At 39.7% G+C, this 22,243-nt stretch carries 26 protein-coding genes and 1 pseudogene; 18 read left to right on the top strand and 9 right to left on the bottom strand.

Annotation, left to right across the window (positions count from 1 at the left end):
* Positions 1-16 precede the first annotated feature (16 nt).
* From ACZ42F_RS11925 to ACZ42F_RS11960, 8 genes are all read left to right on the top strand, one after another.
* Complete coding sequence (locus ACZ42F_RS11925) at positions 17-976, top strand: helicase-related protein (protein ID WP_464279153.1); 960 nt, start codon at positions 17-19, stop codon at positions 974-976.
* Positions 964-1,794, top strand: coding sequence for a Zn-binding domain-containing protein (locus ACZ42F_RS11930; protein WP_464279154.1), 831 nt, complete (start codon positions 964-966; stop codon positions 1,792-1,794). The genes ACZ42F_RS11925 and ACZ42F_RS11930 overlap by 13 nt, the downstream gene beginning before the upstream one ends.
* Before the next feature lie 17 nt (positions 1,795-1,811).
* The gene (locus tag ACZ42F_RS11935; RefSeq protein WP_464280266.1) at positions 1,812-2,201 is read left to right on the top strand and encodes a ribonuclease H-like domain-containing protein; all 390 of its coding nucleotides are present in this window, start codon (positions 1,812-1,814) and stop codon (positions 2,199-2,201) included.
* 11 nt (positions 2,202-2,212) lie between these two features.
* A complete protein-coding gene (locus tag ACZ42F_RS11940; protein WP_464279155.1) occupies positions 2,213-2,725 on the top strand; it encodes a hypothetical protein in 513 nt (170 codons plus the stop codon).
* 185 nt (positions 2,726-2,910) lie between these two features.
* Positions 2,911-3,318, top strand: coding sequence for a hypothetical protein (locus ACZ42F_RS11945; RefSeq protein WP_464279156.1), 408 nt, complete (start codon positions 2,911-2,913; stop codon positions 3,316-3,318).
* Positions 3,288-5,138 (top strand): DUF6055 domain-containing protein, encoded by a 1,851-nt coding sequence (locus ACZ42F_RS11950; protein ID WP_464279157.1) that lies wholly within the window; start codon positions 3,288-3,290, stop codon positions 5,136-5,138. The genes ACZ42F_RS11945 and ACZ42F_RS11950 overlap by 31 nt, the downstream gene beginning before the upstream one ends.
* A gap of 161 nt (positions 5,139-5,299) precedes the next feature.
* Entirely contained in the window at positions 5,300-6,043 is a 744-nt protein-coding gene (locus tag ACZ42F_RS11955) for a hypothetical protein (protein ID WP_464279158.1), read from the top strand.
* Positions 6,044-6,138: 95 nt separating this feature from the next.
* A complete protein-coding gene (locus ACZ42F_RS11960; protein ID WP_464279159.1) occupies positions 6,139-6,894 on the top strand; it encodes a hypothetical protein in 756 nt (251 codons plus the stop codon).
* Positions 6,895-6,910: 16 nt separating this feature from the next.
* Here the strand turns inward: ACZ42F_RS11960 and ACZ42F_RS11965 are convergent, their stop codons facing one another.
* The 5 genes from ACZ42F_RS11965 to ACZ42F_RS11985 form a co-directional block, all read right to left on the bottom strand.
* Positions 6,911-7,405, bottom strand: a complete 495-nt coding sequence (locus ACZ42F_RS11965) for a hypothetical protein (protein WP_464279160.1) — start codon at positions 7,403-7,405, stop codon at positions 6,911-6,913.
* A gap of 40 nt (positions 7,406-7,445) precedes the next feature.
* Positions 7,446-7,946: a hypothetical protein gene (locus ACZ42F_RS11970; protein ID WP_464279161.1), complete on the bottom strand. Its 501-nt coding sequence runs from the start codon at positions 7,944-7,946 to the stop codon at positions 7,446-7,448.
* Between the two features lie 131 nt (positions 7,947-8,077).
* Positions 8,078-8,725 carry a DUF6340 family protein gene (locus ACZ42F_RS11975; protein WP_464279162.1) on the bottom strand — a complete coding sequence of 216 codons (648 nt, stop codon included), beginning with the start codon at positions 8,723-8,725 and terminating at the stop codon, positions 8,078-8,080.
* Positions 8,726-8,736: 11 nt separating this feature from the next.
* Positions 8,737-9,180: a hypothetical protein gene (locus tag ACZ42F_RS11980; RefSeq protein ID WP_464279163.1), complete on the bottom strand. Its 444-nt coding sequence runs from the start codon at positions 9,178-9,180 to the stop codon at positions 8,737-8,739.
* Between the two features lie 19 nt (positions 9,181-9,199).
* Entirely contained in the window at positions 9,200-10,408 is a 1,209-nt protein-coding gene (locus ACZ42F_RS11985; RefSeq protein WP_464279164.1) for a flagellar assembly protein T N-terminal domain-containing protein, read from the bottom strand.
* Between the two features lie 286 nt (positions 10,409-10,694).
* On the opposite strand from ACZ42F_RS11985, the gene ACZ42F_RS11990 reads away from it, so the two are divergent.
* The 9 genes and pseudogenes from ACZ42F_RS11990 to ACZ42F_RS12030 all read left to right on the top strand — a co-directional run bounded on the left by ACZ42F_RS11990 (position 10,695) and on the right by ACZ42F_RS12030 (position 19,170).
* Positions 10,695-11,690: an NAD(P)H-dependent glycerol-3-phosphate dehydrogenase gene (locus tag ACZ42F_RS11990; protein ID WP_029968631.1), complete on the top strand. Its 996-nt coding sequence runs from the start codon at positions 10,695-10,697 to the stop codon at positions 11,688-11,690.
* Complete coding sequence (lgt, locus tag ACZ42F_RS11995; RefSeq protein WP_464279165.1) at positions 11,691-12,527, top strand: prolipoprotein diacylglyceryl transferase; 837 nt, start codon at positions 11,691-11,693, stop codon at positions 12,525-12,527.
* Positions 12,520-13,491 carry an ABC transporter permease gene (locus tag ACZ42F_RS12000; RefSeq protein WP_029968627.1) on the top strand — a complete coding sequence of 324 codons (972 nt, stop codon included), beginning with the start codon at positions 12,520-12,522 and terminating at the stop codon, positions 13,489-13,491. The genes lgt and ACZ42F_RS12000 overlap by 8 nt, the downstream gene beginning before the upstream one ends.
* A 3-nt stretch (positions 13,492-13,494) precedes the next feature.
* Positions 13,495-14,303: pseudogene (locus ACZ42F_RS12005) on the top strand (ABC transporter permease); the annotation flags it as partial.
* A gap of 4 nt (positions 14,304-14,307) precedes the next feature.
* Positions 14,308-15,867 carry a glycosyltransferase family protein gene (locus tag ACZ42F_RS12010; RefSeq protein ID WP_464279166.1) on the top strand — a complete coding sequence of 520 codons (1,560 nt, stop codon included), beginning with the start codon at positions 14,308-14,310 and terminating at the stop codon, positions 15,865-15,867.
* A gap of 48 nt (positions 15,868-15,915) precedes the next feature.
* On the top strand, positions 15,916-16,542 hold the full coding sequence (locus tag ACZ42F_RS12015; protein ID WP_464279167.1) for an AAA family ATPase: 627 nt from the start codon (positions 15,916-15,918) through the stop codon (positions 16,540-16,542).
* Between the two features lie 53 nt (positions 16,543-16,595).
* The gene (locus tag ACZ42F_RS12020; protein WP_464279168.1) at positions 16,596-17,498 is read left to right on the top strand and encodes a DNA repair protein RecN; all 903 of its coding nucleotides are present in this window, start codon (positions 16,596-16,598) and stop codon (positions 17,496-17,498) included.
* Positions 17,495-18,259 (top strand): iron-sulfur cluster-binding protein, encoded by a 765-nt coding sequence (locus tag ACZ42F_RS12025; protein WP_029968611.1) that lies wholly within the window; start codon positions 17,495-17,497, stop codon positions 18,257-18,259. The genes ACZ42F_RS12020 and ACZ42F_RS12025 overlap by 4 nt, the downstream gene beginning before the upstream one ends.
* A complete protein-coding gene (locus ACZ42F_RS12030) occupies positions 18,259-19,170 on the top strand; it encodes a dihydroorotate dehydrogenase (protein ID WP_029968610.1) in 912 nt (303 codons plus the stop codon). Before ACZ42F_RS12025 ends, ACZ42F_RS12030 begins: the two co-directional genes overlap by 1 nt.
* Here the strand turns inward: ACZ42F_RS12030 and ACZ42F_RS12035 are convergent.
* The 4 genes from ACZ42F_RS12035 to bioF are packed head-to-tail and all read right to left on the bottom strand — an operon-like array spanning position 19,167 to position 21,664.
* Positions 19,167-19,499 carry a hypothetical protein gene (locus ACZ42F_RS12035; RefSeq protein ID WP_464279169.1) on the bottom strand — a complete coding sequence of 111 codons (333 nt, stop codon included), beginning with the start codon at positions 19,497-19,499 and terminating at the stop codon, positions 19,167-19,169. The two genes, ACZ42F_RS12030 and ACZ42F_RS12035, sit on opposite strands and share 4 nt — an antisense overlap.
* The gene (locus ACZ42F_RS12040) at positions 19,484-19,912 is read right to left on the bottom strand and encodes a methyltransferase domain-containing protein (protein WP_464279170.1); all 429 of its coding nucleotides are present in this window, start codon (positions 19,910-19,912) and stop codon (positions 19,484-19,486) included. Before ACZ42F_RS12040 ends, ACZ42F_RS12035 begins: the two co-directional genes overlap by 16 nt.
* Entirely contained in the window at positions 19,875-20,498 is a 624-nt protein-coding gene (locus ACZ42F_RS12045) for a hypothetical protein (protein WP_464279171.1), read from the bottom strand. The genes ACZ42F_RS12040 and ACZ42F_RS12045 overlap by 38 nt, the downstream gene beginning before the upstream one ends.
* A complete protein-coding gene (gene bioF, locus ACZ42F_RS12050; protein ID WP_464279172.1) occupies positions 20,492-21,664 on the bottom strand; it encodes an 8-amino-7-oxononanoate synthase in 1,173 nt (390 codons plus the stop codon). Before bioF ends, ACZ42F_RS12045 begins: the two co-directional genes overlap by 7 nt.
* A gap of 19 nt (positions 21,665-21,683) precedes the next feature.
* Here bioF and rfbC point away from each other — a divergent pair, with 19 nt between their 5' ends.
* Positions 21,684-22,241 (top strand): dTDP-4-dehydrorhamnose 3,5-epimerase, encoded by a 558-nt coding sequence (gene rfbC, locus ACZ42F_RS12055; RefSeq protein WP_464279173.1) that lies wholly within the window; start codon positions 21,684-21,686, stop codon positions 22,239-22,241.
* The last annotated feature ends 2 nt before the right edge of the window (positions 22,242-22,243 follow it).

Here is a 22,243-nt window from a genome sequence, read left to right on the forward strand (position 1 = left end):
ACGGATTTGTTCCTTTTTGGATACCAGGCTTCAGTTTGTGTTTTCCTCTGCCACTATAGCCAATCCAGAAGAACTGGTTTTTAGCCTGGCTGAAATCAAACCTAGAGTAATTGACCAGAGTGGAGCAAAAAGAGGAGAGATAAGGTTTGTTTTTTTAAAACCTTTTTGGTCTGCTTCCAAATTGGTGCTTTACCTGCTCCAGCAGTTAGAAGCATTAAACTTGCGAACTATTGTCTTTACCAAATCCAGGAGAATGACCGAGTTGCTTTTTAAATGGGGCAAGGGAAATAGAAAGATTTTGCCCTATCGCGCTGGCTATAGACCAGAGCAACGCAGGAAAATTGAACAAAAGCTTTTTCAGGGAGAAATAAGTACAGTGGTGGCCACCAGTGCCCTGGAACTGGGAGTGGATATTGGGCACCTGGATGTGTGCGTAATTTTAGGATATCCTGGCTCCATTATGTCTACCTGGCAGCGTATAGGTAGAATTGGCAGAAAGGGACAGCCCAGCCTGGTGCTTTTTATTGGTCTGGAAGATGCCCTGGATGAATACTTTCTTTTAAATCCCACAGAGCTTATCTATGGCACTTCTGAAAAGATTAGAATAAATCCTTTTAATCCTTATGTCTTAAAACAGCAATTACCCTGCCTGGTGGAAGAAAGGGAATTGACTTCCAAAGAATATGCTTCTCAGCCTGAGTTTATTCAGTCTGTTTTAAATGAACTCTGGCAAGAAGGCAGAGTGCTTAAGACCAGGGAAGATAGTTTTATTAGCAGTGAAAAAAGGGTGGCCAGAAAAGTTAGTTTGCGTGGTACCAGTTCCAACTATAATCTTTTTGACCAAAACAATAATTGGCTTGGTGATATAGATGGTTATAGAGTTTACAAAGAAGCTCATCCTGGAGCAGTGTATGTGCATCTGGGTAAATCCTATCTGGTATTGAAGATAGATGAAGAAAAAAGATGGTTTTTTTAAAAGCCCAGGAAGTTTCTTACTATACTCGGGCCTTAACCCACAAAGAAATTTCCATTTTGGAAGTAGAAAAACAAAAAAAACTAGGGGAGTTTTCTCTTTTCTGGGGCAAGTTAAGAATAAGGGAAGAAGTAATAGGGTATGAAAAGCGTTTAAATTATAATTCTGCACTTATGGGAAGGGTAGAACTGGACCTGCCGCCCTTAATCTTTTCTACAGAAGGTTTTTGGTTGACCATTCCTTCTACCCTAAAAGAACAGATTGAAGCCCAAAAACTACACTTTATGGGAGGCATTCACGGCTTAGAGCATTTATTAATAGGCCTTTTGCCCCTTTTGGTCTTAAGTGATCGCAATGACTTTGGGGGGATTTCTCTGGTCTATGAGCCTGGTTTGCAGAGTCCTGCAGTATTTGTTTATGATGCCCATCCAGGAGGGGCTGGACTTACAGAGCAGGCCTTTGCTGAGTTTTCTTTTCTGACTAAAAAGGCTTTACACCTTCTTGCCAGTTGTGATTGCTCTCGGGGATGCCCCTTGTGTATCCAATCTCCCAAGTGTGGTTCAGGCAATAGGCCTCTAGATAAGCAAGCTACGCTTAAGATTTTGGAACATTTAGCTGACCTTAAAGGCGAGTTCAATATAGTACAACAAAAAGCAAAGAAACCCCGGAACCATTTAAAAAAAGTCAAGAGAGTGCAAAATTTTGTGGTCTTTGATGTAGAGACCAGACGCTCAGCCCAGGAAGTGGGAGGTTGGTCCAGGGCAAGTAAAATGGGAGTAAGTGTGCTGGTGGCTTATTTTCAGCCCGGGATGAATTTATAAGTTTTGAACAGGAAGAGATAGGTGATTTCTGGCGTTTGCTCACTCAGGTGGAACTGGTAATAGGTTTTAATGTGTTTGCCTTTGACTATCAGGTCTTAAGAGGTGTTCTGGACAAGCCCTGGTCTAAGTTGCCTACCTTGGATATTTTACAGGAAGTGAAAAAGGTTTTAGGTTATAGAATTAGTTTGGATAATCTGGCCAGGCATACCCTGGGTGCCAAGAAAAGTGCCCATGGTCTTTTGGCCCTGGAGTGGTGGAAACAGGGAGAAGTGGACAAAATTAAAAAATACTGTGAGCAGGATGTCTATTTGACCAGGGAGCTTTATCTTTTTGGGCGCGAAAAGGGGTATTTATATTTTCAGAATAAGGCCAAACAAGTAGTAAGATTTTCTGTTTACTGGGAATAAAAGGAGTTTGCATGGACAAAGCAAATATAGCAAAATCTTTGGGTGAAGAATTTTTGACCTGGCTGTGGTTTAAAAGCGAAGAACAATCCGGACTGTTTACCCTGGAAGGAGAAAGCTTTGCCCTTTATTTTAGTGGCAAGGTGGTGGTGGAAGGAGGAGAAGGAGAAAGTCTGGAGAAAACCATTTGTTCAGGAGAAATGTCTGAACTGGCTGAAGCCAAACAGGGGCTTAAAAGGGGTAAAAAGGTAACCCAGGCCAAACTCAGGTTTGAACAGGATAGCTTTACCTGGCAGATGCAGGTGAAGGGAGAGGACTTTTCCTTCTCTCAACTAAAAACCCCCAAGATAGAGATGCGCCTGGAAGAAGGGGAAGGAGATGAGGGAAGGTTTTTGGAAAAGATGTATTTAATAGAAAAGTGTTTGGGCTTTTTTTGGGAACTTTATAAAGAATTTTTGGAGCTGCGTTTTAGTGAGAGGTGGAAAGAGGAAAAAAATAAAATAAGTAACTGGATAGCAAAAGAGTAGAGTTTAAAAAGGGTATGTGGTTTTTGCTACATACCCTTTTCTTTTGGTCTTACATTTCTCTTCCTAATTACCTTTCTTTCATTTCCGAGTGGAAATCTTTTTCTTCCATTTGACTTTTTAGTGGTTTTTAGTAGCACTTTAATAAGCTTTAAAGTTTTTATTATTTTTTATCTTGGGAGGCGAAGATGAAAAAATTCTATTATATCCTGGGCATATGTTTTTTAATTTTTATTGGTGGATGTGCAGAGGAAAGTGCTGGGCCTAAAAAAGCCAGGGTTTCTTCGGTTAGCCTTATTCAAGAGGATGTGGCTAAGGGCAAGCTGGATAAAGAAACAGGGCTCGTTTATCAGGTCTATGCGCTGTTTGACCAGGAAAGGCTTCCTGCTGAATATCGTTCTGAGGTGATTATACCTTCAGGCTCTTCCATTATGGTAGAGGTCAGAAGAAACTGGGATTCCCTTTCTAAAGAAACAAAGGAAAAATTAGAGCCTTTTTCGTGGATTCCCAGGACCCCAGGTATTTTCGCCAGCAGCAGAAAAAAGGTAGCTGGTTGGGACCAAGGTTGGCTTATGCGCAGAACCTGTCCTTTTTAGATACAGCTAATGGTAAGGTGCGTATCTGGTATGATAGAAATGACGAAGGAGAGAGGCAGCAGGTCAGCTGGATCCTGGATACTTTTAATGAAGATAGGGCCTGGGAAAAAGAAGTGGCTTTAATGGGTAGAGAAGTTAAAAGTGATAATGGGGCTGTTGGCAATGACGGTAAGCTGGATATCTACCTGGAACCTTTAAACTGCATGGGAATGGCTGTGCCTGGACCGGTTAGCAATAAAAAGACTTATGCCAAACTCATTATTAACAAAGGGCAAAATAAAAAAGAGACTCAAAATTCAGTAGTTCATGAATTGTTTCATGCCTTACAATATAATATCAATATAAATATTGGTAGTTGGTGGAAAGAATCCACTGCTACCTGGTGTGAAGATTATATTTATCCTGATTATGACATTGAGCATCATTACTTGCCTTGGTACTTTAATCACCTGGAAAAAGGGTTGAAATTTAAAAATGGTCATTTGGAATATGGCGCCTATGTTTGGCCTTTATTTTTACAACAAAATTATGGAGCTCAGATTATTGGTAAAATTTGGCAGGACTGTGAACACAAATCCTTAGAAGAAACTTGGCTGGCAAATTTAGGGGGACAGGTTGGATTTGAAAAGGCCTTTAAAAAATACTCCCTTTGGTTATACAATCAATTACCAGTACAAGAATTTCGTGATGGAAATAAACCTGGTAAATATCTCTCTGTTGTACCAGAGATAATGGATACCTATACTGCACTAGGCATAGATATAGTTGACCTCAAACATATAAATCCCTTAGGTATAACTATAGTAAGATTTTTGATTTTAGATAAAGATAAAGGAAGATCTATATATTTTAGATTTCCAATACATATTGAATATTATAATATGTTATTATGGTCTATTGTCAAGATAAAAGATAAAGAAGAAGTGGTGGAAGATTTGCAGGGAGTGTCTGAAAAGAGTTATTGTTTTGACTTAAAAGAGGAAGACTTAGAGGAAATTGTTTTTATTTTTGCTAATCCCTCTTTTGATAGGTCATTTGTAGCTGTAGATGTTTTATATGGACTCTATCCCTATGGCTGTGAGGCTAAATTGGATTTGGATATAACCTTGACCAAGGAAGGGGATGGGCAGTGGAAACATCCTGTGGCCAGTATGTGGTTAAATGCTCAGCAAAAGGAAAAGATTAATTTAAGCGTGTTGTTTACGGATCCAAAGAAGAAGGAAAAAACAAAATCTTTAAACAAACTAGTTCCTACAGGCGGATTTTCCTATAGTTTGCAGGGTGAATCTGAAGGTGGACAAAGTGTGGTAGGCGTAGCTTTAAAAGGTAGTACTCAGCTAAGTGGGTATGTTGTGGATAGATGGGAAGGAGATAGTCTGGAGAGCAAAGAAACAAAATCAACTATTACTTTAAGGGTAGAGGCAGGGCAAGAAGAACAGGCTCAGGATATGGATAAAATGCCTGAAAATGTACCTGCAGGAATGGAAGAGGAGTTTAAAAAACTACAAAATCAGCTGGAAAGTTTACAACAATTAACTACGCAGGGTTTTAACCAGGCTAAATCTTTAGGCATGAAAGTGCCAGGCAAGGATGAACTAAAGTACAAAATAAATCTTTATTTAAATGAAATGCCCTATACTTTAACTACTATTTTAGGAGATAATAAGGAAACAGAAAAGATGACGAAAAGTGTTGGCCCTGTTGAAATAGAAGATGTTGTAAAAAAAGATAAAAAGGTTATTGTTATTAATAAGCAGGGCAGATGGAGAGGTGCTTCTTTGAAAATCAATGGGGTGCTTAAGTTAAAGAAAGATGATTGATTTTTCAATTTTATCTTCTAAGTTTTGATAAAAAAGGAGGTTAAAAATATTGAAAAATAAAAATAAATAAGATAAGATAAATATAAAGCTTATTTTGCTAAAAAAATGAGAAAAAACTAAAAGGCATAGATATAAAAAATAGAATAATGAGGTATATATTTATGAAGCTTTTTCTCAGGGTATTTTTTTTATGGTTCTTGCTTGGAGGCTTAATTTTAGATGTTCAGGCTGCTTCTCAGCAAAATAGTATCCACCTGGATGAAGTATTGGGTGACTGGATAAAGGAATCTGGTTATGAGGCAGATGCCATATCTTTTGATCTTGGAGAAGATGGAGGATGTGTCTTTAGGTCTTATTTAGATGGGGATTTTTATCAGATAGCAGAATGCAGGCTTGAAGGTAAAGATTTAATACTTTCTCCTTTAGGAGGTAAAAAGGAGATATATAAAAATATTACCTTAAGAAAAGAAAAGCTTGCCTTTGTAAAAGGAGAAGTTTTGGGTGAAAAACTTTGTTTTTATTATCAGGGAAAAGAAGCTAAGTTTGTAAGAGGGTATTATGGACTCAAATTTAAAGAACTGCGGCAGTTTATGCTTGCTTTGCCTCAAAAAACTGGCCTTTCCTTTGAAAATCTTAAAATAACTAGTTTTGCCTGGAATACAAAAGAAAGTGAAACCAGGATAACAGGGTATAACACGTTTGCCATTGTAGAAGATAGGTTTGTAGATAAAGTGAAAACCTATATGCTGGAAAATGGTTTTAAGGCTGATGAGAGGAATGTCTTTAAAAATACTTATGGTTATTTTAAGGGAGAAACTTCTTGCCTGGTTACAGTTAGTAAAAGCCCAGAAATTAAAGAAAATCAAGTTTATATAAATGTGGATTGTGGTATTATGGGCTTTTAAATCCTTAAGTGTTTAAGTGCGGTTGGTAAGAGTAAGGGGATTAGGTACTTTGGTCTTTTATAACTTTAACAATATGTAAGTTGAGATTGTGCAAAATGAAAGGGGGAGAACTAGCAGGAGTTATTTTAATAATTTTTGCTATTTTGTCTGGTGGACTGGCCTGGCAGTCCTATAGGATAGATGAGTTTAAGAAAAAGGGGATTGCCAGTAAGGCCCGAATACTTAGAAAATATATAAGCCATCAATCAAAGCCATGGGGTATTTGGACTATTGCAAAGAGTCCAAGATATTCCTTTATAAGGAAAACTGATTATTATTTTGATATTGGATTTTTTAAAGGTAAAAAGGAGAAAAAGACTAATTTTAAATTTGTAGAAGCATCTTTTAAAGCAAGCCAGAAGACAATTTCAGGAATAAAAAAAGGAGATTTAATTAAAATTATTTACTTGCCAGCTGATCCTTATGAAACGATTATTTCTTCAAAAGATTTTGAAGACAATTTTTATATCATGATTGATGCTTTGAAGTCTCTTTATAATAAAGATGGTAAAACAGTTGATGCTACTGTCAAGAGTATAGATAAAGATAACGGGATGGTTTCTGTAATGGTGATGCTAAGTTCTATTCCTAGTATGGGTTTTTTGGAGATGACAACAATATCAGTTGTTGAGTCTGTATATGATTCTTTTAATAAAGGAGATGAAATGGAAATATTGTATTTAGAAGATAACCCCAGGATTGCTGTTCCTAAAAAGCAACTGGAGAGTCTAATATATGTAAATCCATATATTTTAATAGCTTTGACAATTTTTTTTATTGTTTATGGAATTTATTTAATGAAAAGAGGCTAACGATTGATAATCATTTTTAAATCCTAATTATTTCAATTTCTTTATTCTGAACAAGTTTATAGGTTTCTGGTCCAATGTATGTATATTCTGCTTTCGGCCATTTTTGTACATATTCATGAATTTTATTAAATGCCTTATAAATAGCGTTTGAATAGTGTTCATTTTCAGGTAAAAGAATAGATATTTCACTGCTGTATACTTTTTTACCATTACATTGACATTTGCCAAGTTCTATAACCGGTGATTGATGAGGTAATAAATAGGATAAAGCAGGCTTGTATTTCATAGGAGTGTAAAGAACTTCAGTTAGAGGAACACTTTTGGGAATCAAATAAAACACTTCTTCTCCTGGTTTTAGTTGAAATTTTACAGGTGGTACAGCTTCCTGTTTGCCTCGGTTATAGTCTTCAGTAGTAAGAACTTTTGGTATCGCCAACAAGTCAATATCCTGTACAAATTGTAGTAAATCTTCGTAGTCTTGACCTATTGCAAAATAATTCAACCATTGCATATGTAGATACCTCTTTTAATAAAAGAAATAATAGAAAAATTTATTCCAGAGAGATGCCAGATATTTCGATCTCTTTATTGCGGGCAAGTTTGTAAGTTTCAGGTGCAATGTATGCCTTCCCTGCTTTAGGCCACTTTTTTATGTATCTAGCAATTCTATTATATGCATTATAAACAGGTTTTGAGTATAATTCATGTAAGGGAGCACAGATATATATACGATTTTGATATACTGTATTTTCTTCGTGAGTGGATAGTCCAAACTCTATAACGGGTGATACATGAGGCAATATATATGATTCAGAAGGGTCAATCGTAGGTTTATAAAACACCTCTACTACAGGAATATCTTTTGGAACTAAATATATAGTACCTCCCTCTGCATCTTTAAACTGTACAGGAGGTACAGCTTTCAGGTCTCCCAGGTCATATTCATCAGTGGGGACAAAGGGGGGAAGAGCTAACAACCCTGTATCCTGTGTAAATTGTAACAAGGCGTTAAGTTCTTTATCTATTGCATAAAAATAAACCGCTCTTCCCATGCTTATAGTCCTTCCTCTAATCAAGAATTTTTTAATTTTTAGATAGCTAAATAAACTTTAGATATCCTTTTAGCTCAGATTGAGTAAGGGCGCTTTTTTAAAAGCGCCCTTGTAAGTATAAGCAGGTAATTTTAATAGACCTGAACTTCTCCAGAAGTAGACTTTCTTTCCGGAGTTTGGTTTAGAAGTCTTTGTTGTTGTTCTAGTTTTTGCATGTCTCTTATCTTTTTGTTTATCCTTACCTTGGCTTCTATATACATGTCCTTGGAATTGGCCTTAATGGCCTTTAAATAATAGTTCCTGGCTTGAATAAGGCTGTTTAGATCCCCTCTGGCTTCATAAGCTACTCCCATATTATAGAGGGCAGGCCCGGAGTAAGGATCTTTTTCTAGGGCCATTTGCCACATTTCCATGGCTCCTTCCCAGTCTCCTTTTTTGGCCAGTTTAACTCCCTTACTTACATAACTGGAGCCGCCTGTATCCAGGGCTATTTCCATGGTGTATTTGGTGGGAGCAATTTTGGCTACCAGGCGTGTAGCAACCTTTTCAGCTAGGCTGCTTAGAGTTTCCTCTGGCGTGGGTAGGTCTTCGATGGTTTTGGCTCCAAAGAGGCAGCTTAAGGAGTCATTTCCTTCTTTGCCCCCGTATTTTTGTTTGAAGCTTTCGGTAACCTGTTTGGTGGCCAGGATTTTTCTGGTTTTTAAGTCAAACACCTTAATGGAAGCAGTAAGAGAGGCAGTGCGTACAATGTAAGGGACAGGTTTTAAGACTGTACGCATAATCTCTTCTTCTACCCATTCATTTTTACCCGTAAAGATATTTTTCTTTTTACCTTGCGATACTGGCCTGTTCCTTCCTGCATTTTGACCTGGTCTGCTCCTCTTATATCTTTAATTTGATGAATCACCTGCCCGGCAATGGCTGCATCTGCCTTAATTCCTGCAAATTCAGGCATAAATCTGGGGTCGTCCATTTGTTCCCACTGAATTTTATCCAGAGCTTCATTGTAACGAAGGTCTTGCAGGGTAAAGTGTTTAACATCATCTAATTTGGAATAAAATTCATCCCTTACCAGATCTCCATATTGCCCTCTAAAAGGCAATATGGCCAGTGTCCTTACTCCGGGCATACTGACTTCAGCTGGTTTTATGGCCGTGAGTTTCATCTTAGGTGCACAGGAAAAGACAAGAGTACTTAAAAGTAAGCCCAAAAGTATGGTTAATCCTTTTTGCATTTTAAAACCCCTTTTTAGGTTATTGTAAGTTTACTTCTCCAAAAGGATTGTTGGTCCCTGCTTTAAAGAAGAGGAAACGATTACCTTTGGCCTGTTGAGTTTCAAAGGCAATGCCTCTTTGTTGCATAGTTTGGTAGAGTTGGCGCTGGAAATCGAATTTTTTGCCTTGATAATTGACATCTACCTGGAAATTACCCGGGGATTGTTGACGTACATTGATATCTTTAACCCCTGGGATATTTTGTAAAATGTCATAAATGGTATAGGTCTCTCCTTCACTAAAGTTTCTAAACCAGATATCAAAACGAGCTCCACCGTGTACCTGGCGTTCAAAATAGGCTAAAACATCGCCCACCAGGGCTTCAGCAACAGCCTTTCCTACCTTATCTGCTGCTTGGGCTGCCATCATGTCTTCATAATAGTTGCCAGCCATTTTTGCTGTTCGTACATAAACATCTCCATGTTTTTGGGCAATAAGATCAGCAGTTGCTGGAGCTACTGCTCTTAAATCTATTTCTACCATTACGCCACCAAAATACTTACTCTGTCCACCTTGCTTTACTCCCACATGTACATCATAGACCAAGAGCAAGTCTGCTCTATACTTGAGGGCCAGAGCAGAAAGGTCGTCCATGTCTATATCAATGCGTCCAGCTTGTTCTATTTCATTATAAACATTATCTACAAACATGCGGTCTAAGACCACAAATCCTTTGCGGGCAAAGACTCCGTTGATAGCCTGCTCAGCTGCTACTACTGCCCTGGAATGTCTATAGGCACTGGATTTGGTTTGAGGTAGATAAATAGCCATGAATCTAGGATTACCCACTTGTTGTTTTAAGATTCCAATAGCCCTGAGGTCGTTTTTTATACTTTCGGTAGAAACGCTGGCTTTAATGGTTACATTATACATTTGCCCATCAGGGCTTAAGCCTTCAGAAAGGATTTGATAGTTGGTTACATAACCAGAGGCCTGGGAATAGATTTTATCGGAGATTAATTGATAGTTTTGCACCATGGTATTGGAATCAATAAGCGTACCCACTCCTTGCTCTACAGCATTGCGCAGGGCCTGACTTAAGGCTTGATTCCTGGCTTGAGCTTGATTGCCTAATAGCGGGGCCATGCCAGTGGTAATTACTTCTTTGGCTGCACTACTTGAGTTGGGGATAAAAAGTAATAATCCTAGACTAATAAGTGATAAAAAGATAAAAAATCTTCTCCTCATAACCCTTTCTCCTTTTTATAATTTTTAGTTTATTTTTTTTAGCTAAAAAATACCTTTTTGGCAATTGATTTTATTTTTAAATTTTACCCTCTTCTTTTTTCTTTTAGGTAGTAGAGTATTAAATCAGGTTTTTAAAGTCCTTACTTTAAATTTTAGAAGCTGAGTTGGTTTTTGCAAAAAGTAGTAAATTCTAAAAGACAGCAAGAAAAGCTTGGCACTTTCAGATATTTTGGGTAAATTTTTCTCTTATAGTTTAAGAGCCTAAAAGGAGGTCTTTAGGGTGAAAATCAAGATAGGTGTATTGGGTGGAGGTAGTTGGGGTACTACTTTAGCCAATATGTTAGCTGAAAAACAAGATCTGGAAGTTGAACTCTGGGTACGGGAGCCAGATCTGGTAGACGAGATAAAAGAGAAAAGGGAAAATAGCTGGTATTTACCAGGAATAAGGCTTAATGATAATTTAAAGGTGAGTAGTGATTTAAAAGAAGTGGTCAGATATAAAGATTATTACCTGGTAGTGGTACCTACACAGTTTATCAGGCAGACTTTAACCCAGGTAAAAGACCTTTTTCCCATGTCTCCCACAATTATTTGCGCCAGTAAGGGAATAGAAATTGCCAGTTTAAGCCCTTTATCTAAAGTGATTGAAGAAAGCCTGGCTGAAAAAAAGCCTGTATATGCCATTTTGTCAGGTCCTTCTTTTGCCAAAGAAGTAAGTTTAAAACTACCCACTGCAGTTAGCTTGGGTTGCGCTAATGAGCAGATAGGCAAAAGAATTCAACGCATTTTTTCCAATAACTATTTTAGGGTCTATTATAATTCTGATTACTTGGGAGTGGAATTGGGAGGAGCTTTAAAAAATGTGATGGCCTTGGCTGCGGGGATTGCTGATGGCCTTGGTTTTGGTCATGATGCTAGAGCTGCCCTGATTACCAGAGGATTAGCTGAGATGAGCAGGTTGGGAGTAGCGCTGGGAGCCAGGGAAAGGACTTTTATGGGGCTTTCTGGTATGGGGGATCTGGTCTTAACCTGTACTGGGGATTTAAGCCGCAATCGTCAGGTGGGCTTGCGTTTGGGAAAGGGAGAAAAGTTAAAGGAGATTATTGATTCCATGCGCATGGTGGCAGAAGGGGTAAAAACCACAGAAGCAGTGTATAAGCTGGCCCAGAAAATTGGCGTGGATTTGCCCATTACCTCTCAGGTGTATGCCATCTTATATGAAGGAAAGGATCCCAGGGAAGCAGTATCTAAGTTGATGCAACGGGAATTAAAGGAAGAATAGATGGGTTTCTGGAACTTCTGGCAACATCTGCCTTCTTTGGTCAGGCCTGAAATATTTCGGATTGGCAACTTTCCCCTGCGTTATTATAGCTTGATGTATGTAGTTGCCTTTTCCCTGATTTATTTTTTGGTGCGCTGGCGTTTGCAAAAAAAGGAAGTGGATTTGCCTCTTAATCTGGTGGATGATTTTTTTACCTGGGCCATTTTGGGCGCTATTCTGGGTGGTCGACTGGGCTATGTGCTTTTTTATGATTTTCCTTACTTTAGCAAGCATCCAGCCCAGATTTTTTTACCCTTTGTTTGGGAAAAGGGACACTTTATTTATACCGGCATTTCCGGGATGTCTTATCATGGTGGATTACTAGGTCTTATCCTGGTTACTTTATTTTTTTGTAAAAAGAAAAGGGTTTCTTTTTTAAAACTAAGTGATCTTTTTGTCCCGGCTGTGCCCCTGGGATATACTTTTGGGCGCCTGGGCAATTTTTTCAATGGCGAGCTTTATGGTCGTCCTACAAGTGTAAAGTGGGGCATGTATTTTCCTGCAGATCCCCTGGTGTTGCGCCACCCTTCGCAACTGTACGAAGCCCTGGGAGAAGGTGTTTTTTTGTTTCTTCTTCTCTGGTGGCTTAGAAAGAAACCTTTTCCTGCAGGTACACTGCTTGGTTTTTATCTTTTGGGGTATGGAGGGGTAAGGTTTGTTATTGAGTTTTTTAGAGAGCCAGATCCTCAACTGGGTTTGGTCTGGGGACCTTTTTCTTTAGGTCAGGTTTTTTGTCTGGGTATGGTGGGAATGGGGCTGGGTTTAAGTATTTATCTTTTACGCAGGAAAAATGTTTAAGAGAATTGTTGGCAAATTACTTTCCCTAATTTTGACTTTTTTGGGTATTACAGTGATAAGTTTTTGGGTAATACACCTGACTCCTGGCTCACCTACAGATTTACAGACCACTTTAAACCCTAAGGCAGATTCTCTGGCCAAAGAAAGACTAACCAAGCTTTATGGCCTGGATAAGCCTTTAGGAGTACAGTATCTTAACTGGCTTAAAAGGATTGTACGCCTGGATTTTGGCAATTCTTTAAGTGGAGATCATCGTCCAGTCTGGGAAAAGATAAAGGAAAGGTTGCCTGTAACCCTGGCTCTAAACTCCATTTCCCTTTTTTTGATTTTTCTTTTGGCTCTACCCATAGGGATTTTTTCAGCTGTTTATCCTGATAGCTGGTTTGATAAGAGTATGACGGTATTTGTCTTCCTGGGATTTTCCATTCCTGGCTTTTGGCTGGCGTTGCTTTTGATGTTGTGGTTGGGAATTTATTGGCCCATTTTCCCCATTTCTGGCCTTACCTCTCTTAACTTTGAACAGATGAGCTTTAGTGCTAAACTTTTAGATCTGGCCAGGCACCTGGCCTTGCCGGTGTTTATCTTTGTTTTTACTGGTCTGGCTGGTCTATCCAGGTATATGCGAGCCAGTTTGCTGGAGATTTTGGGGCAGGATTTTATTTTACTGGCCAGGGCTAAGGGGCTTTCCTACTGGCAGGTGGTTTTTAAACACGGTTTAAAAAATGCCCTTTTACCCGTGGTAACCCTTTTGGGCCTTTCTATCCCTGGGCTTATTGGAGGAAGTGTAATTATTGAATCCATTTTTGCCCTGCCTGGTTTGGGACAGCTTTTTTATCAGGCAGTAATGGCCAGGGACTATCCTCTTATTTTGGGAAACCTGGTTTTGGGTGCTTTGCTTACCTTACTGGGAAATTTGCTGGCTGATATCGGTTATATGTTGGTAGACCCGCGGACTAGAAGGTAAGAGATGAAAAGGACCAAAATTTTTCTTTTTCTGGGGCTTATTCTGGTTTTGTTTTCCACGGCTCTGGCCCTGTTTGCGCCTTACTTAGCCCCCTATGACCCTTTTCAAATCAATGTAGACCAGTTATTGCAACCGCCGTCCTGGGAGCACCTTCTGGGTACAGATGCTCTGGGCAGGGATGTGTTTTCTCGCCTGGTTTATGGGGCCAGGGTGTCCTTGTGGGTGGGTTTTGTGGCTGTGGGTATTTCTGTGGGTATTGGCGTTGTTTTGGGACTTTTAGCTGGTTATTTGGGCGGATGGGTAGATGAAATAATTATGCGCTTTGTGGATATAATGCTTTGTTTTCCTTCTTTTTTCTTATTTTAGCGGTGATTGCCTTTTTAGAACCCAGTCTGTTCAATATTATGGTGGTCATAGGCCTTACTTCCTGGATGGGAGTGGCCAGACTCATGCGGGCAGAAACCCTTAGTTTAAGGAAAAGGGAGTTTGTCCTGGCTGCTTATTTAAATGGAGCTTCCTTGCTCCGAATTTTATTCGTCCATATTTTCCCCAACGGCATTGCCCCTATTTTAGTATCTGCTACCCTGGGCGTGGCCTCAGCTATTTTAGTGGAAGCAGGTCTGAGTTTTTTGGGAATTGGAGTTCAACCCCCTATACCCAGCTGGGGCAATATGCTTATGGAAGGAAAGGGAGTTTTGGAAATTGCGCCCTGGCTTTCTATTTTCCCCGGACTTATGATTTTACTTACTGTCCTTGGGTATAATCTTTTGGGTGAGGCCCTGAGAGATATTTTAGACCCTAGAAAAAAGAAAATAAATGAGAATTCTAACTATCAATTCCACTCTTGCGCCCTATTTCCCGGATACTTGCCAGGTAAAGAACTTAGATTTGTCTGGTGGCATTGTGGATTTGAGCAAAATAAGAGACGTTAAAGAGTTTAATCCTGATTTAATTTTTCAACAGGAAAATTTAGGCCCCAGAACCCTATTGTTTGGACTTAGTGAATTTTATTGTAAAAAAGTTTTTTGGTCCATTGATACCCATTTAAACTTTTTTTGGCATAAAATTTACGGCAAAAATTTTGACCTCTTATTAACTACCCAGCCTTCCTTTGTATCCCTTTTTAAGAAAGAAAATATTAGCAGTGATTGTTTGATGTGGTATGGCTTACCTCTTAACTGGAATGCCTGGGAAAGTAGAAAACATAGTATTGGTTTTGCAGGAAGAGTAAATGAGTATCGTACCCTGCGTAAGGTCTTGGTGGATTTTTTAAAAAAAGAATTTAGTTCTCATTTTGTGCATCAGGAACTTCCCTTTACACAAATGCTAAATTTTTACCAGCAGACTAAAATAGTGGTTAATGAAGCCATAGCTGGAGAGATAAATTTTAGAACCTTTGAAGCCCTTTCCTGTGGATGCTTGTTGTTTTCACCAGGTTTAAAGGAAGATTTAAGAGAGTTTTTTGAACCTGAAAAAGAATATGTAGAATATAGAGATGGGTTAGAATTAAAAGAAAAATTACATTATTTTTTAAATCACCCGCAGGAAGCCAGCCTAATTGCTAGAAGAGGGTGGGAAAAGTTAAGGGCAAACCACCTGGCTCCAGCCAGGGTGCAAAAACTACTTGCTCTTACTCAAAATTTGGAAGTGAAGAAAACTTTAGCAGTAGAAGAAAAGTCAAGGGTGATAGCTAGTTTTTTCCTTTTAAAAGAGAACAATAACTTTCCTGAAGAAGACAAAGATTTAGAAAATATCTTGCTGGCAGGTTATAAAAATGCGCAAATATATTGCTGCCTTTTAGAACTAAATTTGCAGTATAGAAACAAGCTGGAAGAAATATTGTATTATTTACTTAAAAAAGGCTTATATGAGGAGAATTGGGAACTAAATCTTTGTGCCTCTTTTGCTGCCTTGTTCTGGAAAAATCGTGAACTGGCTAGAAAGTTTATAGTTAGATATGTAAAAAGCAATTCTTTGTATAAGGATATTCCTAAAAAGATTAGAGACATGATTTTATTTTGGGCTAAAGAGCTCATTAGAAGAAAACAAAAATTTAGAATTGGTTTTTTATTTGACCCCAATAAACACCTTCCTCGTTCTGCAGCAGAGTGTTTGTATCTTTTGCTTTTAAACAATCCTGCAGATGAAGAGGCTTTAAAATTATTAAAAACTCTTTTAAGAGAACAAAAGGGAGTAGAAGATAAGTTGCTGCAGCTGGAAAGCCAGTTAAGTTTGCTGCATCCAGAGGACTGGCGCCTGGGATTGGATTTGGCTGAGACCAACTTGAAAAATTTTAGAATCCAGGAGGCCAGGGAAGAGTTTCTTTTGGCCTGGCAAAAGGCCAGGGAACAGAAAAGGAGCAAGAGTTTTGGTTGAGAGTAAAAGGTAAAAGGGGTATTGCCAGATTGGTCCCAGGAGGAAGATATGCTTGAGTTGTTGAGGATAAAAAACTTTGCTCTCATTGAAGACCTGGAGTTGGAGTTTCATTCTGGCTTAAATGTTTTTACGGGTGAGACAGGGGCGGGCAAGTCCCTGGTGGTAAATGCCATAAGCGGTCTTTTGGGAGGCAATTGGCAGCACAAAGAGGTGCGTTTGGGGGCTGAAAAGGCCTGGTTAGAAGGTGTGTTTGTCCTGGAAGAAGAGGAATATATTTTACGCCGGGAATACTTACCCAAAAGAAGCCGTTTTTATATAAATGACCAACTGGTTTCCAGTGTTAAAATAGAAGAACTTAGTAAAAAATTTTTACTTTCAGCTACGCAACATGCCCAACAAAAACTTTTAAAACCTGGCTTTGCCACAACTCTGGTAGATTCCTTTTTAGGTGAAGAGATTCTGGCTAAAAAGGAAAGGTTGCTCAAAAAATTAGAAGCAATAAAAGAGGAAAAGGAAACTATTTTAAATAAAATAAAAGAACTGGAGCAAAAAAAAGACTACTTAGAGTATCAAAAAGAGGAAATAGAAAAGGTAAATCCTTTGCCTGGAGAAGAAGAGGAACTTTTGGCCAGAATAGAACAAATTAAAAAAGAAAAAACATCCAGGAAAAGGTAGAATTTTTACTCTCTTTACTGGGAGAAGGCAATTTATATAAAGAATTTAAGGCAGTGCTTGAGGCTTTAGGGGAGCTATCTAATCTGGATGAATTTGCTCCTGACCTGGAAAAGGCCCAGGATTTTTTTTATTTTCTGGAAGAACTGGAATTAAAATTAAGAAAACTGGAATTGGTGCCCTTAAGTGAGATAGATAAGATAGAGGCCAGACTGTATGAGCTGGCTTCTTTAAAGCGTAAGTTTAAAGGCTCTTTACAGGATATTTTAGCTTTAAAAAGCGAGATAGAGAAAAACCTGTCTTTTTTAGATGAGAGTAAGTTGCTTTTAAAAGAACTGGAGCTTAGAGAGGAAGAGGTCAAGCAAGAACTTGCCAGAGTACTTACTCAGATTAATGAACTCAGGTTGAACAAATCCCGGGAAATAAAAGCCATTTTAGAAAAAGAACTCAAGGAATTAGGGTTTTCTGCTGAACTTAGTTTGTATTTTGCCCGGGACTCTTATTTTTGGTTTGGCGAGCTGGAAGAGGTAAGGTTGAAATTGCTCTGGCAACCCAACCCCGGGCAAGAACCCAGACCTTTAAATCAAATTGCCTCTGGTGGAGAACTTTCCAGACTTTTACTGGTGATAATGATTTTACAGGGAGGCGAGAAGGGTACACTTATTTTTGATGAAGTGGATACGGGAATTGGTGGCCTTACTTTAGTTAAAGTAGGAGAAAAGATAAAATTATTAGCCAGCACCCAGCAAATTATCTTAATTACACACTGGCCTCAGTTGGCTGTTCTGGCAGATAGGCACTTTAAAGTGGAGAAAAAGATAGAGGAAAATACAACCAGGATTGGTTGTCAGCTACTTAAACAGGAAGAGGAGATAAAAAAGGAATTAGCTCGAATGGCTGGAGGTGGTAAAGAAGGCGAGTTGCTGGCCTTAAATTTATGGCAAAAGAGGAAAAGATGATTCAAGAAGGTTTGTTGTGTAAAGAATTAGAGGTGTTGGAAGTTAGACCAATCCCGGGCTCTCCAGTAGCCCATTTATTTTTAGAGCCCTTAAATTTGCCCTTTACGCCAGGGCAGTTTGTAATGCTCAGGCCCAAGTTGTGGGGATATGACCCCTTATGGCCCAGGCCTTTTTCCATTTGCGACCTTAACTCTGAGTATTTGCAGATATTTTTTCAGGTAGTGGGAAAAGGGACCAATTTGCTTCTGGCCTTGCGACCAGGAGACAAGGTCACCTGCTGGGGTCCCCTGGGACAGGGATTTCCTGTGGCTGATAGGGCCTTACTTCTTTGTGGAGGAATGGGCATTGCTCCTTTTATTGCCCTTTGTAAACAGCATCCTCACCCAGAAAGGTTGAAACTTCTCTTTGGCCATAGGCTTCCCCTGGAGGTTTATCCCTGGCAGGATATTTCAGATAAGGTAGAAAAAAGGGCCTCGAGGCAGGAAAGTGAAGAAGAACTGCTTTTATTTGAAGAAGAGCTAAGGGAGAGTATCTGGCAGTATGCTGGCAAGGGTAAAATTTTTGCCTGTGGGCCACATCCCTTTTTAAAGGTAGTGCATAAATATTTAATGGAGAGTAAAGCCCAAGGATATCTTTCTTTAGAAAATAGAATGGCTTGTGGTGTGGGAGCCTGTCTTGGCTGTGTGGCTAAGACCAGGCAGGGGTTGGTTCAGACCTGTACAAAGGGTCCGGTATTTAAAGCAGAGGAGTTGGAGTTGTAATGAGCGTTGATTTAAGAGTAAACTTAAGTAGTTTAAACCTGAAAAATCCCCTTATTTCTGCCTCAGGAACCTTTGGTTATGGCCTGGAGTTTGCTCCTTATGGAGACTTGAAAACCTTGGGAGGGATTATAGTAAAAGGCATTTCCCTTAAACCCAGGGAAGGCAATCCCCCACCTAGGATTGTGGAGACTCCCTGTGGCATGCTCAATGCCATAGGTTTGCAGAATATAGGCGTGGAAAAGTTTCTGGAAGAAAAGCTACCTTTGCTCCCTGAAGAAACCCCAGTAATTGTCAATATGTATGCCCAGAGTGGGGAAGAGTTTGTGGAATTGGCCAGGATTTTAGATAAAGCAGAAAAGGTGGCTGCTTTAGAGTTAAACATTTCTTGCCCCAATGTAAAAAAAGGTGGGGTTTTGTTTGGCCAGAATCCTTTACTGGCAGCAGAGCTTACCCGGGCAGTAAAAAAGGTCGTTAGCAAGCCAGTAATGGTAAAATTAAGCCCCAATGTTACTGACATTAAAGAAATTGCTTTGGCTGTGGAAGAAGCTGGAGCAGATGTGATTTCTCTAATCAACACCCTGGGAGGTATGGCGGTGGATATCTATCGCCGTAAACCCTGTTTAAAAAATGTCTTTGGCGGGCTTTCGGGCCCGGCGATTAAACCTGTGGCCTTAAAGATGGTCTATGAAGTTTGCCGGGTGGTTTCCGTTCCTGTAGTGGGGATTGGAGGTATAAGCAAGGTAGAGGATGTCCTGGAGTTTATGCTGGTAGGAGCAAGTGCTGTGCAGGTGGGTACGGCCAATTTTATGCGGCCAGATACTCTGTTTAGATTGGTGGAAGAATTGCCCTTAAAAATGAAGAAATTGGGGATTAAATCTTTTCAGGAATGGATAGGTAAGCTGGAAGTTTAGATTTTGCCCCACAGATAAAGGGTCTTGTAGGTTAGAAAAAATCCCTTTTCTGCCTGAAAGTGCTTAGCATAAAAGTGAAAAAACTTTTTTAAACGAGAAGGAGAGACCGCCTTTTTGTCTGGGGTGTAAGAAGTGCCTGTGTTTTTTAAGTGATAGAGAATATCCTTTACACCTGGAAAATAGATTTTGCTTTCTTCTTCCTGGGCAGAAAATTTTATCTTTGCCTGAGTAAGAAGGTCTAAAAAAGGTTTGCTTGCGGGCAAGGGATAAACAGAGCCAAAACCGCTTTCCTGGCTGGCTTTGGCTATTTCTTTTAAAGTCCCTTGCACAAAAAAGGCAAAGGAAAAAAATCCTCCTTTTTCAACAACCCCAGGGTGTTGAGCAAGGCCCTTGGTCCCTCTTCATACCACTGAAAAGTAGAAGCACTAAGTACCAGGTCAAAGGAAGCCCTTTTAAAGGGCAAATGCTCTCCATCTGCCAGGAGTTTTATACCCAGAGGGCAGAGTTTTAGCATCTCTTTTGCTAAGTCTAAAACAACAAGCTGAGAATACTTAATTTTTTGAGGTATAAGGCAGGTTAAAATCCCTCCCCCTGCCCCTATTTCTAAGACCAGGGGATAGTTTCCTGGAGGTACAACCTCAAGGCACTTTTGGGCCACCTGGGCCTGAATTTTAACCTCCTGGGGGTACTTATGGGCCTGGCGGTTAAAAGCAGCAGCAATTTGTTTTTTCTTCAAGTACATGGAGGAGTTGTTCTTGCGGTAAAAAGTGTCCCTGGTCAAGCAAAATCACCTTTCCCTGGCCTAGTTCAAGTTCAGCAGCTAGCCTGGTTATTTCCTCTGCTGAAATGAGTTTGTCCCTTTGACCATAGAGTAAATATAGGTGCTTTATGTTCTGGGGTTTAGAAAGCTCTGTTAGTCTGGAGGTTAATAAAAAATTAAGCCCTTCTGCTAAGTTCTCTACCTGGGTGGGGGTGGGTGAAAAGTTTAAATCCACTCCAATGCGCTTATAAAACTTGTGCAGGGTAAAAGAGGGGTTTTGGAGAAGGTTTTGCTTTGTTTTTTGGAGCCAGAGAGGAGAGATATGTTGGCTAAAGTCTTTAAAGGGTGCAATTAAAAAAAGGTACTCACTCTTGATTGCTTTTAAGTATTTTAAACATAGATGTGCCCCTGTGGACCAGGCAACCAGGAGGTGGAACTGGTTCTGTTGGAAGAATTGAGGAAAATCCCGGGGCCAGAGGTCTTCAAAAGGCACTACAAAGTTTCCCTTCTGGCTGATTAAAGGATAGAGATTGGGCCAACCAGCCCAACCAGAGATAAAAGTTAACATAGTACTTTTTTTAATTCCTTAAAGGCTTCCTGGATTTGCTCCATTTCCCTGTCCTGCAAGTCTAAACGCAAACTAATCCTCAACCGGGAGGTGTTTTCTGGCACAGTGGGAGGCCTTATGGCCGGGACAAAAATATTTTTTTCTTCCAAGAATTTTTGGGCCCTCAGGGTTTTTTCCGGGTCTTTGAGGATAACAGGAATAATCTGGGTGGAAGAATTACCTGTATCAAAACCAAGTTCTTGCAAAAATCTTCTTAAGTTATGGGCTAGACTAAGTAACCTTTCTCCCAGCCCGGGATTTTGTTCCAAAAGGTTTAGTACTGCCAGATTGGCGCCAATTACTGCTGGAGGCAAAAAAGTAGAGTAGATAAAGGACCTGGCTTTGTTGATTAAAAAGGAGATAATGGGCTTAGAGGCACAAACATACCCTCCCAGAGAAGCCAGAGCCTTGCTAAAGGTACCCATGTGAATATCCACTTCTTGCTCTAATTTTAGGTGGTGAGCCAGCCCCCTTCCCCTGCCAAAAATGCCTGTAGCATGGGCTTCGTCTAACATAAGCAGGGCAGCATACTCTTTTTTTAACTGAACCAGAGTGTTTAAAGGAGCTATGTCTCCATCCATACTAAAAATACTATCGCTTACAATGATTTTACGCGGGTGGTCTTTGTATTTTTCCAGGGACCAGGCAAGATGCTCCATATCCAGATGTCTATAGCGCACCAATTTAGCTCTAGAAAGGAGTATGCCATCAACAATGCTGGCGTGATTTAGTTTGTCGCTAAAAACAATGGTCCTGGAATCGGCTAAACTGCTTAAAATGCCTAGATTGGCAGTATAACCAGAGGTAAAGATAAGGCTTTTTTCTGTTTTTTTGAATCTGGCCAGAGTGTTTTCCAGTTCTAAAACTTCCTGAAATCTTCCACTTACCAGAGGAGAAGCTCCAGCAGTGGTGCCGTAAGTGTCCAGTAATTCCTGGCTTTTTTGCTTTAAAAGGGGGTGTTTGTGCAGGCCCAGGTAATTGTTGGAAGCCAGATTGAGAAGTTTTTTATTTTGTATGTGCAGGTATAAGTCCTGTCCCTGCTTAAAGTCCTTTAGCTCTCTAAAGAGGTTGGCTTTTTTTTGCTTTTCTAGTATGTCTTGGAAATAGTTTAACCAATTTTTAGTCATAATTTTTTAGGAGTGATACATGCAGTTAATTGAAACCCCTTTTCCGGGCTTGTTTATTCTTAAATTAAAAGTATTTGAGGATAAGCGCGGTTTTTTTATGGAAACCTACAACCAGAATCGTTTTGCTAGCTTAAAGTTAGACTATAATTTTGTCCAGGACAATCATGCCTATTCCAGGCAAAGGGGTGTTTTACGCGGGCTTCACTTTCAGGTTCCTCCCAGAGCCCAGGCCAAGCTGGTCTGGGTGAGCAGGGGCAGGGTTTTGGATGTGGCTGTGGACTTGCGTAAAGGCTCTCCTACTTTTGGTAAGTACTTTTCTTTTGAATTAAAGGCAGGTTCAGGCGAGCAGCTGCTTATTCCCAGGGGATTTGCCCATGGTTACCTGGTGCTAGAAGACCATACAGACTTTATGTATAAGGTAGATGAGTTTTATTCACCAGAGCATGAACGAGGTCTTTACTACCTAGACCCAGACTTGAAGATAGACTGGCCTAGAGAAGAGGTAATTGTTTCAGATAAGGATAAAAATTTACCTTTGTTTAAAGACTTTGAGAGTCCTTTTGTTTTTGAGGAGTAGAC

The organism is Desulfonauticus autotrophicus (assembly GCF_055381725.1).